The following is a 15359-nucleotide window of genomic DNA, read 5'->3' as shown; positions in this document are numbered from 1 at the left end:
TTATACCCCTACTCCTCATCAAAGGTCAAATTTCACTTCATCAAGAAGTCGAATTGCCGCTGAGTGATAAGATGCAATATCGTCTAAAGAAACAGCATCTGACTTAAATTCACCCCAAGAAGCTACAAGCTCTGAAGGCTTAACTTCTGCTTTTACTGGGTACTCATAGTTTACTTCAGCATACATACCTTGCGCAGTATCATTACTTAAAAACTCCATCAACTTCTGAGCATTCTCTTTATTTGGAGAGTACTTAGCCATTGCCATACCAGAGATATTTACATGAGTACCTTCAGCATTTTGGTTCGGGAAGTTAATGTAAACCGCATCAGCCCAAGCTTTTTGCTCTTTATCGTTAACCATTTTACCAAGGTAGTAGCTGTTACCTAAAGCAACATCACATAGACCTTCTTTAATTGCTTTAACTTGTGCACGGTCATTACCTTGAGGCTTACGTGCTAGGTTTGATTTAACGCCTTCTAGCCACTCTTTCGTTTCTGCTTCACCGTGGTGAGCAATCATAGAAGAAACAAGAGAAACGTTGTAAGGGTGCTTACCACTACGAGTACAAATCTTGCCTTTAAACTCAGGCTTAGCTAGGTCTGCGTATGTAAAATCATCACCTAGACGACCAACACGGTCACGTGATGAGTAGACAGAACGTGTACGAGTAGTCAGTGCAAACCACTCATTATCTGTGTCTTGGTACTGAGCTGGAATATTTGATTCTAAAACTGGGCTATCAACTTCTTGTACTAAGTCTTTCTTGGTCAGTTCAGCAAGGCGGCTGATATCGACTGTTAAAATAACATCAGCAGGGCTTAAATCGCCTTCACGAGCTAGAGTCTCTGCAAGGCCTTTCTTAGCAAACTTCACATTTACTTTAATACCAGTCTCTTTAGTAAACTCATTAAACATTGGTTCAACCAAGAATGGTTGACGGTAAGAGTAGACGTTTACTTCTTCAGCAAAAGCCATTGCTGTTGGAACTAGAGCGCTGCATGCAAGTGCAGAAAGAGTTAGCAGTTTTTTCATCAGTTTAATCCTTTACATCGTAATGATAATGTTTATCAGTTGCATTATTATATTCATGAAACTTTTAATTACAATAATCTTAGTCAAAAAAAACCGACATTTTTGGGAAGTTTTCCCCCATCACTTTGTAACAAAATATTATATGAATTAAGCAATTATCATAAAATTTCCAAATACTTGTTTTATTCCCAATAAAAAAACCTGCCAACAAGTGACAGGTTTTTCTAGTTAACCATCTCTATTTATCTAATGTTTTAACCATCTAGATAAAAAGCTTGAGGTGCTTATTTTACCGTAACAAACTCAGGGTAAGCACCAACACCACAATCATGCATGTCCATACCTTCTTGCTCTTCGTCTTCAGTAACTCGAATACCCATGGTTGCTTTTATTACACCCCATACCACAAGGCTTGCACCAAATACCCATGCGAAGATAACCGCTGCGCCAAGTAGTTGAGCACCAAACGTTGCATCACCATTACTTAGCGGCACAACCATTAGACCAAAGAAGCCACATACACCGTGTACTGAGATAGCGCCTACTGGATCATCGATTTTCAGTTTATCTAGAGCAATGATGCTAAACACAACTAGCGCACCAGATGCACAACCAATCGCTACTGAGTAAAGTGGTGACGGTGATAGAGGGTCTGCAGTGATTGCAACAAGACCAGCTAATGCACCATTAAGAATCATAGTTAGGTCCGCTTTGCCCCATGTTGTTTTACATACAAGTAGCGCTGCGATTGCACCGGCTGCGGCTGCAGCATTGGTGTTTAGGAAGATTTGACCTACCGCTGTTGCATTTTCAAAATCAGAAAGCATTAACTGTGAGCCGCCGTTAAAGCCGAACCAACCAAACCATAGAATAAATGTACCTAACGTTGCTAGCGGTAAGTTAGAGCCTTGAATTGGGTATATTTCGCCTTTCTTACCGTACTTACCTTTACGAGCACCAAGTAGTAGTACACCTGCTAGAGCCGCTGCAGCACCTGCCATGTGAACGATACCAGAGCCAGCAAAGTCACTAAATCCAGCTTCAGATAGGAAACCACCGCCCCAAGTCCAGTAACCTTCCATTGGATAGATAAACGCTGTTAGAACAACAGAGAACACTAGGAAAGACCAAAGTTTCATACGTTCAGCAACCGCGCCTGAAACTACTGACATTGCTGTAGCAACAAATACGACTTGGAAGAAGAAGTCAGACTCTAAAGAGTGATCCGCACCTTCGCCTTGTGTACCTATTAATGCGCCAAATGACGGTAAGTAGCCACCAGCGTTATTATCAACATACATGATGTTGTAGCCAACCAGTAGGAATGTTGTACAAGCAATCGCATACAAACAGATATTTTTAGTTAAGATTTCAGTGGTATTTTTTGAACGAACTAAACCAGCTTCTAGCATGGCAAATCCGGCTGCCATCCACATAACCAACGCACCTGAAATGAGGAAGAAAAAAGTGTCTAGTGCGTAACGTAGTTCCGTTACTGTTGTTAATAATTCCATAATATTACTCTCCAATCCTTAGAATCTTTAAAGTGCTTCAACGTCCATTTCACCAGTACGGATACGAACCGCTTGGCTAAGGTCATACACAAAAATCTTACCGTCACCAATTTTTCCGGTTTGCGCAGCTTTGGTAATCGCTTCTACAACGCGATCTACATTTTCTGCTTGAGTTGCAATTTCAAGTTTTACTTTCGGTAGGAAATCAACTTGGTACTCTGCACCACGGTATAATTCGGTATGTCCTTTTTGACGACCAAAGCCTTTCACTTCAGATACTGTCATCCCTTCGATACCCGCATCAGCAAGAGCTTCACGTACATCGTCGAGTTTAAATGGTTTGATTATGGCGTTAATTAGTTTCATCGTACCCTCTCTAGGTCATTAATCCTTTAACTGTTGCTTTCTATAATCCAAGGTACGTGCCAACTCTTTAACTCATTGTTTTAAAATGATTTAGATAAATTTTTATTTTATAAAACAAAAAAGACGCACCATATTGGTGCGCCTTTTTCACTATAACAATGCATTAACATCTCTCTTCACCATGACGGTGCAGGTGACCAGTTATTAGCGCATTATTCTATATCGTTGTTCATGCGCCCGACTTTTCAGGCTCACTTTGAGTCAAGTCACGCGTACTGCTACGCCTTGTTTGCATTCGGTATACTAACAGAGCCAGTAGTAATGCCGGAATGTAGACCAATTGCTTAGCAAAACGTTGATTTGGTTCTTGAACAGCGAGGATAATCTCATCAAAGTCCAGTCCGGCTTTTTCTGCAATACTTCCCCATCCAACCATATCAATGACGGTTTGACCTTTGTCATTTTCCTTCAGCATTAAGCCAGTTCCATCAAGGCGTTGCGTGCCTGTTCCTTCTGAAGGAATATCTAACACCACAACTCGCTGTTTCTCTTCACCTCTAAACGTGGTGGCACTAATGTGCAGTCTTAAACTCTGATTATCATCCAATCTCTCGATAACTTGAGCAATCTCGTTTGCAGGTTGATCGACAAACTCTGGCGCATAACGGTTTTGCCAGAAGTCAGGACGAGCTAAAGAGAATGCAGCGACGATAAGCAGTAAGGCTTCAACGCGAGTATTACGTGCGAAGAAGTAGCCTTGCATAGCTGCCGCAAAGAAGCACATGGCGATGAGTGTTGTTAAGAAAATGAACGCAGCGTGCCAGAAACTGTCTATTCCTACCAAAATAATATCGGTATTGAAAATAAACATGAAGGGCAGAACAGCGGTCAGCATCGCGTACTTAAAGGCTTGAATACCTGTTTTGATCGGATCTGCTTTTGATATTGCAGAAGCAGCAAAGGCAGCTAGACCAACAGGTGGCGTAATATCAGCCATAATACCAAAGTAAAATACAAACAAGTGAACAGCAATCAACGGTACAATGACACCGTGCTGCGCGCCTAAGGTAATAACCACTGGCGCCATCAAGCTAGATACCACAATGTAGTTCGCGGTCGTCGGTAAGCCTAAACCTAGTATCAGACTGATCACTGCAATCAAAACCAGCATGACAACAAGACTTCCGCCCGAGAGTATTTCTACAAGTTCAGTCATCACAGGGCCAAGGCCTGTAAGCGTTACCGCCCCCACAACAATACCCGCAGCTGCCGTCGCAACACCTATACCGATCATGTTGCGTGCACCGGTTTCTAAACCACTTTTTAGATCGTGAGCACCTGCTTTAAAGGCATCTGCGTAGTCGTTACTCTTTCTGAAAAAAGAGAACAACGGCTTTTGCGTCAGCAAGATAAAGATCATAAATGCGGTCGCATAAAAGGCAGATAGGCCAGGAGACAATTGCTCTACCATCAAGCACCATACTAAGGTCACGACAGGTAGCAGAAAGTGCAAACCAGACTTAACCGTTGGGCCTAACTCAGGAAGTGACACTACGGGTTGACTTGGATCATCGACTTCCAAATCTGGGTATTTCGCACTATGAGCCACCAAGCCAATATAAGCTGCCAAGACTAAAATTGAGACAACAAATACCGCCATACTTCCTAACGCTGATTGGATAAATTGAAGGCCAAAGTACACCACGCCAGCCAAAATGAGCAGGCTTGATAGCGTGATCCCTGAGCGTAGTAAACGAACCTTCCAAGGTGCAGGCTCTTTTGCTCGTTTAATACCTTCTAGATTCGCTTTTAACGCCTCTAAGTGCATGATGTATAGGAACGTAAGGTAAGCAGCTATTGCTGGAACAAAGGCATGCTTAATTACCTCAACGTATGGAATTCCCACATACTCCACCATTAAGAAAGCGGCCGCTCCCATTATTGGTGGCATGATCTGCCCGTAACAAGATGAAGCAACCTCAACCGCACCCGCTTTAGATGCAGGTAAGCCCATACGCTTCATTAGCGGAATAGTAAACGTACCCGTTGTAACAACGTTAGCAATGGATGAACCTGAAATAATACCGGTCATCCCTGATGCTAAAACCGCTGCTTTTGCTGGCCCGCCACGCATGTGACCTAGTAGCGCAAACGCCACCTTAATAAAGTAGTTACCCGCGCCCGCTTTTTCTAACAGAGCACCGAATAGAACAAATAGAAAGACAAAACTGGTAGATACGCCAAGCGCAATACCAAACACACCTTCGGAAGTGATCCATAAATGACTCGCGGCTTTAGCTAACGACGCGCCACGGTGTGAAATAACTTCTGGCATCATTGAGCCAGCAAAAATATAAAACAGAAAAACGCCCGCGACAATCATCAAAGGTGGACCTAAAGATCGGCGAGTCGCTTCTAGCAATAACATTACCCCTAGTACCGCAGCCACTATGTCCATAGTGATAGGTGCACCTGGGCGAGTTGATAGTTGCTGATAGAAAACAAAAAGGTACATTGCACATGCTGCGCCTAATAAGCCCAGTGCCCAGTCTTGTAGTGGCACTCTATTTCGAGGTGAGCTTTTTAGTGCGGGGAACGCTGTAAAAGATAAGAAAATAGCAAATGAGAGATGAATTACTCTCGCTTGAGAATCGTTAATAATGCCAAAATTTAGGATAAACGGGAGTGGTGAGGCATACCATAATTGAAATAGTGCCCAAGTCAGAGCGACCACCGAGATAAGCTTACCGCTTAACCCTAATGGCTGACGTGCCCCTGAATCGGCATTCGCTGCCAATTCTTGTAATTGCTGAGATGTCTGATTACTTTGCATAACACTGCTTCTTTAAGAGGAAGTCACCTTTGCCAATGGGTTAACTTATTAAATGGGAGGGATAAATAAAGCAGCACCTAAGTGCTGCTTATTCAGTAATTAAAGAATTAAACCCGCTTCTTTAAAGTACTTAGCAGCACCATCATGTAGAGGTGCTGTATTACCTTCTAGCATTTCTTCTGCTTGAATTGCAGCGAAGCCAGGGTGCAGACGACGGAACGTGTCTAGATTTTCAAAAACAGCTTTAACTGTGTGGTAAACAGTCTCGTCGTTTGTTTTTGCGCTCGCAACCACTGTCGCTTTAGCACCTAATGTCGTTACAGACGCTTCGTTACCACGATACATTCCAGCAGGTACATCATACGCAACGTAGTAAGGTGTTTTTTCTATTAGACCCTTAATTACGTCATCGTTGACGCTAACTAGGTTTGTGTCACATGACGTTGTCGCTTCTTGGATTGCACCATTAGGGTGACCAACAAAGTAAACCATTACGTCAATTTTGTTATCACACAACGCTTGTGCTTGCTCAGCAGCTTTCAGTTCAGACGCTAAACGGAAATCACTACGATCCCATCCTTTTGCATCCATAAGTACTTCCATAGTCGCACGTTGACCAGAACCCGGTTCACCGATATTGACACGCTTTCCTTTAAGGTCATCAAAGGTCTGGATATTGGCATCTTTACGAGCAACAACCGTGAATGCTTCAGTATAAATAGAGAAAACACTTCTCAAATCTTCATACTTTCCAGCATTAGCAAAAGCACCTTCACCGTTGTACGCATTAAACTGTTGATCAGATTGCGCAACACCAAGATCGAGCTCGCCAGCACGAATGGTATTTAGGTTGTATACAGAGCCGCCTGTACTTTCAACATTACAACGCAGACCGTGTGTATCACGATCTTGATTTATTAGTCGGCAAATACCACCGCCCGCTGGATAATAAACACCAGTTACGCCACCAGTACCGATTGTTAGAAAGTCTTGTGCTTGAGCAAGGGGAGCAGCAAGTGCCACTGTAAATACTGCTGATATTAATGATTTCTTGTTCATTATATTTCCTTTTATTTATGACATTAATTAACCCAAGTTCAACCATATACAAATGAGTTATAGCTATCCGTAACTTGTGAACGCCATGTTAGCGATGGTTTTATATATTACAAGCATGACAAATCCGAATTTAATTCCTACTTATCTTTCAATCTCTCAATATATAAAGAGTTTTTTCTCACCAACACCTGTTTTTTACCATTTTGTTTCAAATTGAAACAGCGTGACAACTATCACGAAACAATTATAAATATAAATTCAAACCCATTTGTTATTTGTATTTATAACAGTAAAACCATAAACTTACTGACGATCAACATATGAGTCAAGACCCTCTTTAGTGACAATTGGTTAGCAGGTATTATTCGTCATGTGAATTCATTACACTTTATACTGCATCCACTAGCAGTATTAATAATTGCCAGAGATTAATAACAGGTTTTCATTACATTTTAAGGATGTTTAATAAACTTAAATAAGAATATATCCATAAGTGTTTTCAATGTAATTTTAAGGATTGAAATTTAGATAAGTAATTCACATGGTATGAATTAATAGTAACGTGATATTTAGTCGATAAAGCGGGTTATCATGGAAATAAATTAGCTAGATGACAAAGGGGAAGTTCAAGTTTAGACAAGTAATATCCTTATTAACTTGCCGCTTATATTTAGTCTATCTATACCCTAAAAATTCAATCCAACGCTCGATAAGAAGTTCAAAATCATCAATACCACAACCGGCAGTACTTTCGCAGTTATAAAAATGAAATTCGCTTCCCTCTTCAAGTTCATCTCCATGGCTTAAGACGTTTTCTTGAATGGTGACTTCGTCAGATAAAATTACCAACGAAATTTCGCTCCCCAGTAATGTATGCTCTTTAGCGGGTTCCGCTTGCGATTGAGCAATTAACTGTTCGACCTTAGTAAGATTATCTCGATGTTTGCCTATCTCATCTTGCAGCCAGCGACCAACGATTTCATGCCCCATGCTGCATTTAACATAGTACTCGCCCATTAAGGTGTTACGTGTAAATTCAAATTCCATAATGGTTCCAAATGAGACGGTTAAGAAGTGAAGGCGGATTATATAGTCATTTATAGATGCCGACTAGTTACTAGAAAAACAAAAGCTGCACCAAATAGGCACAGCTCTTAAACGACCAAGTTAAAAACAGTGATTTACTTGTTCGCCACTACCTTTTTAAGCTCAGGTACTTGATAAACTTCCATCGCATCAACATCCGGCCCGTACGCTCGAACCATGAAGTGCCAGTTATCCTCAGGGGTATTGATGTAATTCATTCCATTAACTCGACACTCTTCAGCACCAAACATGATTTCAAATGAACCGTCCTCTAACGCAATAAATTCTTTATGTTCAGTACCAATGGCGTTAGGCGCTTCTCTATAATTGGTCATCAAGTAACGATCGTGGCCATAGACCGTTACCGAAGAAAAGTCGCTGTATGGGACAGGAGCAAACTTGCCGTAGTAGCAATCGCCCCCTTTCGCTTCTGGGAAACCATTGGTATACATTGCAGCTGTATGGTGTGACAAACCAAACGAGTTTGCTACAACATACACCTTATTCTCCCAATTCGGTACATCGTCTTGAGAATACTCTACCCAACCAAAAGGAGTATCTAGCTTCTGAAACTGCTCAATAAACTCACCACGCATGGTTAGCATGAGTTCAGAATTCACAGGCACAATGTGTAGGTCGGGCTGTCCGTCCGTTTCAATTTTCATCTCTGGCTGAAGGTCAGCAGCTATAAATGCCGCATCTTCAACTGTTGCATCAGTACCAGTACGAATGCCAACAAGTACATAGTCCGTATCAATATCTTCTGATTTAAAATGGTACTCACCGCCACCGTTCTCATACGCGACAAAAACATGATTAAAATCTTGAACCTGTAACGATATAAATCGATCGCTAACGTCAGGTAAGGTTACCGTAAAATCATGACGAGCATCGACAACGGCCATTGAATAGAGAGTGTCTTGATTCGGTGATACAACCCAAACCATATCCTTCGTCGTAAAGTCTTGAAAATGGAAGAAAGTATTAATGCCGACTTGAGACTGGAATAAGTTGGCAAAAAATTGGTGCTCCATATGAATATACTCGATGGCTGATACGCCCCACTTTTTCACTGGGTCAACACTCCAACTTTCGCTATTGATCACTGGGATATTATCACCTAGTAATGGAACCTGTGCATCAGCTACCGTCATCAAAGGTAATGCCGCTAGTGTCGCGATTAATGTTTTCTTCATCATGAACTCACTTAAGTATTGGATTAAATAAACACCGCCAATGTATACTAACCAAATGGAATGAAAAGTGACCTTTTAGACAGGGTAACTTTCCAATTTGGAATAGTATTGTGACTATGATTGATGAAAGACGTCTATTTAAGATGGACTTTAACCTGTTGTTACTTTTGAAAATTCTTGGTGAAGAGCGTAATAGTCGTAAAGCTGCCGAGCGAATGTTTGTGACTCAGTCAGCCATCAGTAAGGGGCTAAAGAAACTGCGTGAACAATTTGATGACGAACTCTTTATTCGCCATAAAAGAGGGATCGAACCCACTGAATACTGTGAGCGATTACTGGTTCAGCTTCCACGTATCATTGATTCTATTTCAGGACTGCTAGATGAGAAACTTGATAGCTTCGAACATGATTATGATGGCGTTATTTGCCTAGCGATCAGCCCTACTTTCTATAAACCCTTTAGCACCGAGATCCTCAAGCATTTCCATGAAAAAGTCCCTAACGCTACGTTAAAAATTGTCAATTGGAGCTGGCAGACTGAAGATGATTTGATCAATAAACATATACACGTTGCCATCAACTACTACCCTCTTGATATATCGAAAGAGATCACGCAAAAACCAATCAGCGATGTGACCTTTAAACTATGTGTTCGAAAAACACACCCGCTTGCACAGCTCACTCCTACATTAAATCAAATTGCTTCTTTTCCGATTGTTGTCGCAATTCTCCCTAGCTACGCCAGTCGAGAAAGTCATATAGAGCGAATATTGCTAGATGCAGGGCACAATACCAAAGTCAGTTTTCAATCGGATCAAATTGCCCTTTGTTATGAGAAGCTAAAGATCAGTAATGGAATTATGCCAATCCATAGCAGTGCTGCGGTGGCTCTTCCTGAAGAGCTGACTTTAATTGATATTGAGCAGCAAGAGATTGTGCCGATCAATAAAATGGGAATTTATTACTCAGCTCCAACAGAAGGAGCAAAGTTAACTCGGTGGGTTGCCCAAGAGGTTACTAACGTGATTAAAAAACTAAACTAAGCGTGCTAGGACTAGAGTTAAACAAAAAAGACCTCAAATAAGTTTGAGGTCTTTTGTCACTTTATAAAGCGAGTTAGTGATTAAGCAGGTTCTTGGAAGATTACCGTGTCTGCTTTATCTGTGTACTCGCTCATTGTATGGAAGTTTAAGTAACGGTATGTATCCGCTGCTGTCGCGTCAATCTTCTGAGCATACTCTAGGTACTCTTCTTTAGTCGGAATACGACCAAGGATTGCGCCTACCGCTGATAGTTCAGCAGAAGCAAGGTATACATTTGCACCTGTACCTAAACGGTTCGGGAAGTTACGAGTCGACGTAGACATTACCGTTGCAGCGTCAGCTACACGTGCTTGGTTACCCATACATAATGAACAGCCAGGAGTTTCGATACGTACGCCAGCACGACCGAAGATACCGTAATAACCTTCTTCTGTTAGCTGATCTCTATCCATCTTCGTCGGTGGAGCAACCCATAGGCGAGTATTTAGTGAGCCGTTAAACTCCTCTAACATCTTACCTGCCGCACGGAAGTGACCAATGTTCGTCATACAAGAACCGATGAACACTTCTTGAATCTCTGTACCTTGAACGTCAGAAAGAAGGCGAGCATCATCAGGGTCATTTGGTGCACATAAGATAGGTTGATCAATATCAGCAAGATCAATCTCAATTACATGTGCATATTCAGCGTCAGCATCAGCAGACAGTAGATCTGGTTTCGCTAGCCACTCTTCCATGCCAGTAATACGGCGCTCTAGAGTACGAACATCGCCATAACCTTCAGCGATCATCCACTTCAGCATAGTGATGTTAGAGTTTAGGTACTCTTCAATAGACTCTTTAGAAAGCTTCACTGTACAACCTGCAGCTGAACGCTCTGCCGATGCATCTGAAAGCTCAAACGCTTGCTCAACTGAAAGATGTTCAACACCTTCAATTTCTAGCACTCGACCAGAGAACTCATTGATCTTACCTGCTTTTTCAACAGTCAGAAGACCTTGCTTGATGCCGTAAAGTGGAATCGCATGTACTAGGTCACGTAGAGTGATACCTGGCTGCATTTCACCTTTGAAGCGAACCAAAATTGATTCAGGCATATCAAGAGGCATAACGCCTGTTGCAGCAGCAAATGCCACAAGACCAGAACCTGCTGGGAATGAAATACCAAGAGGGAAACGAGTATGCGAATCACCACCTGTACCAACAGTATCAGGAAGAAGCATACGGTTTAGCCAAGAGTGAATTACACCATCACCCGGACGTAGCGACACACCAGCACGATTCATAATGAAATCAGGTAGCGTATGGTGAGTGTTTACATCAACTGGTTTCGGATATGCAGAGGTATGACAGAAAGATTGCATTACAAGGTCTGCTGAGAAACCAAGACAAGCGAGATCTTTTAGTTCATCACGCGTCATTGGGCCAGTTGTATCTTGAGAGCCAACGGTTGTCATTTTAGGTTCGCAGTACTGACCTGCTCGAACACCCTCAACACCACAAGCTTTACCAACCATCTTCTGAGCAAGTGTATAACCTTTATCAGAAGCAGATGGGTCAATTGGTTTCGCAAATAAATCCGTTTCTTCTAAACCAAGCGCTTCACGAGCTCGGCTTGTTAAACCACGACCGATGATCAGTGGAATACGGCCACCAGCGCGTACTTCATCTAGCAGTACTTTACCAAGTTCAAAGCTAGAAATGTCTGCACCATCTTTACGAACAACACCTTCATAAGGGAAGATATCAATCACATCACCCATATTCATGTCTTGAACGTTCAGTTCAATCGGTAGTGCACCTGAATCTTCCATTGTGTTGTAGAAGATTGGCGCTATTTTTCCGCCTAGACAAACACCACCAGTGCGCTTGTTTGGTACGTAAGGGATATCATCACCCATAAACCAAAGTACAGAGTTGGTTGCAGACTTACGCGACGAACCAGTACCGACTACATCACCAACGTAAGCCAGTGGAATGCCATCTTTTTGCAGATCTTCGATTTGGTTTAATGGACCAACGTTACCTTGCTCATCAGGCTTGATGCCATCGCGTTCCATCTTCAGCATTGCTTTTGCGTGTACTGGGATATCAGGGCGAGACCAAGCATCTGGAGCTGGTGATAGGTCATCGGTGTTCGTTTCACCAGTGACTTTGAATACTTTAACGGTAATTTTTTCCGCTACTTTTGGTTTTGATGTAAACCAGTCAGCATCAGCCCAAGATTGAAGTACTTGCTGTGCAGACGCGTTGCCTGCTTTCGCTTTCTCTTCAACATCATAAAACGCGTCAAACATAAGCAGGGTATGAGACAGCGCTTTTACAGCTAGAGGAGCTAAATCTGCGTCTTCAAGTAATGAGACAAGAGATTCAATATTGTAACCGCCTTGCATAGTACCAAGCAGTTCAGTAGCTTTTTCACGGCTAACGAGCGGAGACGTTACTTCGCCCTTAGTGACGGCTGTTAAGAAGCCCGCTTTTACATAAGCAGCTTCATCAACACCTGGTGGAATGCGATTCTCGAGTAGATCAAGAATGACTTCTTCTTCCCCTTGAGGAGGATTTTTTAATAATTCAACAAGTCCTGCGACTTGTTCAGCATTTAGGGGCCTAGGTACAACTCCCTCAGCAGCACGCTCTTCGACGTGTTTACGGTAGGCTTCAAGCACGACTTTTTCCTCTCATTGCGGTTCATCCATAGCGATAAAAACTAGGAGTGAACATCCTTGGAAACTTGGCTCTCCATTGCCATAGAAGTCATTCAATTGAATTGATGAGCAGCGCCAGAGAGGCCAAACTGTGGGACGCAGGATAGCAAATTTAACCTAAAATTAAAATCTTATCATTTTGACCAACATAGCAAGTTAAGACTAAAGTTGGATGATTTTACGAAATCAACTCAGCCAATTTGCTACTTATACGTCGTCCCTATGATTAAATATATTGAATTATAGTTCTCTTCAGTAAACCCATAACCAAACATAATTGGTCCTATCGGTGAGTTAACACCAACAAACACGGAAGCCGCTTGATACAAAGGTGCATCTTGAACATTCACATTTGGATCAGACCAAACACCACCATACTCTATCGAGCTTCCTAGATAGAATGGAGAGCTAAATAATCCGAAATCATTGTCAAACCAACGGTATCGATACACTAAGCTGGTGTAAGCGAGGTTTTGGCCAATTAAGCTATCGCGAGGGATACCAGATAAATTAAGAAAACCACCAATTTCTTTGGGATCAATGGGCATTGATGCATTTTCAGTTTCCGTTAAACCTATATCTATATTCCCCACTAAAGTATGACGTTCATGGGTATAAGCACCGATAAATTTGGCACTAATTTCTTGGACAGTATCACTGTTCTGGCTTTTCTCTACATCTAGGCAGAATGACTCTCCATTGACCTCGTCTTGAGAGACTAGATACTCAAAGTCGGCGTAAATACCAGAGCGAGGCATACTGAAATCATCAAGTGTGTCATAACGGTAACCGACAAAAGCACCTTGACGAGTAAAGTCTAAATCCACACAACTCGGTAAGGTCGATAGCTCACCGTACCCCTGAATATAACGTAGCCCAACTTTAAACTCAGTCCAAAGTGTCTCTTGGTAACCAAGCGCTAGCTCTCCCTTCCATTCTCGATAGGTTATAGGAAGGTAATCTTCTGTCGCATCAAGTGATGGCTCTAGAACAGGGCCTCCAATAGGCATATTTCGCTTATCATTGCTGTAGCTAGCTCCCATTGTGGTAAAAATCTTTTGACTGGACATGAATGGGGAATAAAGCTCGGCTTCAATGAGCTTATCTGTACCCATCTCTAAATTGAGCATTAACTCAGCGCCATCAGAGTTAAAGTCGGTAAAATTACTCGATACACCCAGAGAGTATTGGCTGTCGGTAGTGAAATCATCCTCTAAGAAGAAACGGAAATTAACGTAATTCGGCCCCCACGATTTTTCATTCACATCGACGATCAGTATATCGTTGCCTTGCTCATCTTTATCATATTCGTAAGTAATAAGCTCAAAGCGGTCTAACGCGTATAGGTCCTGAACACTAGCTTCAATCTCTTCTGTTGTCAGCGCTTTACCTTCTTCTAGCCCTAAACGAGAGCGCAATAACTCTTCACTGTAGTGAGTGTTATTATTGATGACGATGTTATCTACAGCAACTTCATCACCGTAGACTAGTGTTTTACGCGCTTCCTGCTTTTTTTCTACGTAAGCTTGATAGTCACCGGAAGAAAGAGAAAGGCGAGATAACCTTAGAGACTCTTCCATCGCGACTTCATACCCTTCCAGATACGCGCCCGGCATTTTTTTAAATTCGGTCGTTTGCATCTGACCGACATCCGGCTGAAGGAAGATATCTTTATCAGTTAATGTTTCCTGCTGCAGAACGGTACTTCGACGCACAAGATAATTAGACAGTTGATCGGCAACGGTTAGGAATGAACTAAACTCTTCTTCGTTTTTGTAATCACTACTGATATCAATCGCAATTACGATATCTGCACCCATTTCTCGTGCAATATCGACAGGCATGTTGTTAGTCACACCTCCATCGACTAGCTGCCGCCCATCGATTTCGTATGGAGGAAGCACACCGGGCACTGACATACTCGCCATCATGGCGTCAACAAGGTAACCCTCACCGATAACAACCGGTTCTAATTCGATAATATCGGTGGCTACGGAGCGAAAAGGGATAACCAAGTCATCAAATGACTCTAATGGTGGGAGGTTGCCGGAGGTTTCACGCAAAATACGCAACATGTTTTGCCCTTGAACCACACCCCTAGGGACTTTAACTTCACCCCAACGTAAACCAAGGTCAGTGTTTATTTGGTATCGGTCTTCATACTCTTTATCACGAGTTCGCCTTTCGCTTCGATCAACGCGATCTCGATAGCCGTGACTCCACTCAACCGAGTAAATTAAACTCTCGATTTCATCGGCGCTCATACCTGAAGCGTATAAACCACCAACATAGGCACCCATACTGGTACCTGTAATAATATCGATAGGAATATGCATTTCTTCTAGCGCTTTCAATACGCCAATGTGTGCGGCACCTTTGGCACCGCCTCCTGCAAGGACTACCGCTATTTGGGGTCTTTCATACTTTTTCTCAACTGGCGCAACTTCATTTGCCCAAGAAATAGAGCAAGTTGAATACGCGAGTAAAACCGAAAAGCTGAATAGAAAACGCACAACATT

10 protein-coding genes are annotated in these 15359 nt (G+C 42.3%); 1 reads left to right on the top strand and 9 read right to left on the bottom strand.

Annotated features, from left to right (window positions below; translation table 11 throughout):
• Positions 1-18: 18 nt before the first annotated feature.
• From L4C54_RS13605 to L4C54_RS13575, 7 genes are all read right to left on the bottom strand, one after another.
• Complete coding sequence (locus L4C54_RS13605; protein ID WP_428801141.1) at positions 19-1035, bottom strand: Fe(3+) ABC transporter substrate-binding protein; 1017 nt, start codon at positions 1033-1035, stop codon at positions 19-21.
• Positions 1036-1319: 284 nt separating this feature from the next.
• Positions 1320-2549: an ammonium transporter gene (locus L4C54_RS13600; RefSeq protein ID WP_428801142.1), complete on the bottom strand. Its 1230-nt coding sequence runs from the start codon at positions 2547-2549 to the stop codon at positions 1320-1322.
• A gap of 27 nt (positions 2550-2576) precedes the next feature.
• Positions 2577-2915 carry a P-II family nitrogen regulator gene (locus L4C54_RS13595; RefSeq protein WP_428801143.1) on the bottom strand — a complete coding sequence of 113 codons (339 nt, stop codon included), beginning with the start codon at positions 2913-2915 and terminating at the stop codon, positions 2577-2579.
• A gap of 229 nt (positions 2916-3144) precedes the next feature.
• Positions 3145-5748 carry a TRAP transporter permease gene (locus L4C54_RS13590; RefSeq protein ID WP_428808623.1) on the bottom strand — a complete coding sequence of 868 codons (2604 nt, stop codon included), beginning with the start codon at positions 5746-5748 and terminating at the stop codon, positions 3145-3147.
• Positions 5749-5847: 99 nt separating this feature from the next.
• On the bottom strand, positions 5848-6807 hold the full coding sequence (locus tag L4C54_RS13585) for a TAXI family TRAP transporter solute-binding subunit (protein ID WP_428808622.1): 960 nt from the start codon (positions 6805-6807) through the stop codon (positions 5848-5850).
• A 675-nt stretch (positions 6808-7482) separates the two neighbouring features.
• Complete coding sequence (locus L4C54_RS13580; RefSeq protein ID WP_428808621.1) at positions 7483-7854, bottom strand: YacL family protein; 372 nt, start codon at positions 7852-7854, stop codon at positions 7483-7485.
• A 134-nt stretch (positions 7855-7988) separates the two neighbouring features.
• Entirely contained in the window at positions 7989-9092 is a 1104-nt protein-coding gene (locus L4C54_RS13575; RefSeq protein WP_428808620.1) for a DUF1214 domain-containing protein, read from the bottom strand.
• Positions 9093-9205: 113 nt separating this feature from the next.
• Between L4C54_RS13575 and L4C54_RS13570 the strand changes: the two genes are divergently transcribed.
• The gene (locus L4C54_RS13570) at positions 9206-10132 is read left to right on the top strand and encodes a LysR family transcriptional regulator (protein ID WP_428808808.1); all 927 of its coding nucleotides are present in this window, start codon (positions 9206-9208) and stop codon (positions 10130-10132) included.
• Between the two features lie 80 nt (positions 10133-10212).
• Here L4C54_RS13570 and acnB read toward each other — a convergent pair whose 3' ends face one another.
• Both acnB and L4C54_RS13560 read right to left on the bottom strand, forming a co-directional pair.
• The gene (gene acnB, locus L4C54_RS13565; protein ID WP_428808619.1) at positions 10213-12801 is read right to left on the bottom strand and encodes a bifunctional aconitate hydratase 2/2-methylisocitrate dehydratase; all 2589 of its coding nucleotides are present in this window, start codon (positions 12799-12801) and stop codon (positions 10213-10215) included.
• 242 nt (positions 12802-13043) lie between these two features.
• A complete protein-coding gene (locus L4C54_RS13560) occupies positions 13044-15353 on the bottom strand; it encodes a patatin-like phospholipase family protein (RefSeq protein WP_428808618.1) in 2310 nt (769 codons plus the stop codon).
• Positions 15354-15359: the final 6 nt, after the last annotated feature.

Source organism: Vibrio lamellibrachiae, assembly GCF_050337265.1.
Taxonomy (GTDB): Bacteria; Pseudomonadota; Gammaproteobacteria; order Enterobacterales; family Vibrionaceae; genus Vibrio; species Vibrio kyushuensis.
The sequence above is the reverse complement of the archived record's forward strand: the minus strand, read 5'-3'. Positions and strand labels throughout refer to the sequence as shown.

Excerpts from the sequence above, each read along its gene's own strand:
- L4C54_RS13605 (WP_428801141.1), bottom strand. The coding sequence starts at position 1,035 with ATGAAAAAACTGCTAACTCTTTCTGCACTTGCATGCAGCGCTCTAGTT.
- L4C54_RS13600 (WP_428801142.1), bottom strand. The coding sequence starts at position 2,549 with ATGGAATTATTAACAACAGTAACGGAACTACGTTACGCACTAGACACT.
- L4C54_RS13595 (WP_428801143.1), bottom strand. The coding sequence starts at position 2,915 with ATGAAACTAATTAACGCCATAATCAAACCATTTAAACTCGACGATGTA.
- L4C54_RS13590 (WP_428808623.1), bottom strand. The coding sequence starts at position 5,748 with ATGCAAAGTAATCAGACATCTCAGCAATTACAAGAATTGGCAGCGAAT.
- L4C54_RS13585 (WP_428808622.1), bottom strand. The coding sequence starts at position 6,807 with ATGAACAAGAAATCATTAATATCAGCAGTATTTACAGTGGCACTTGCT.
- L4C54_RS13580 (WP_428808621.1), bottom strand. The coding sequence starts at position 7,854 with ATGGAATTTGAATTTACACGTAACACCTTAATGGGCGAGTACTATGTT.
- L4C54_RS13575 (WP_428808620.1), bottom strand. The coding sequence starts at position 9,092 with ATGATGAAGAAAACATTAATCGCGACACTAGCGGCATTACCTTTGATG.
- L4C54_RS13570 (WP_428808808.1), top strand. The coding sequence starts at position 9,206 with ATGATTGATGAAAGACGTCTATTTAAGATGGACTTTAACCTGTTGTTA.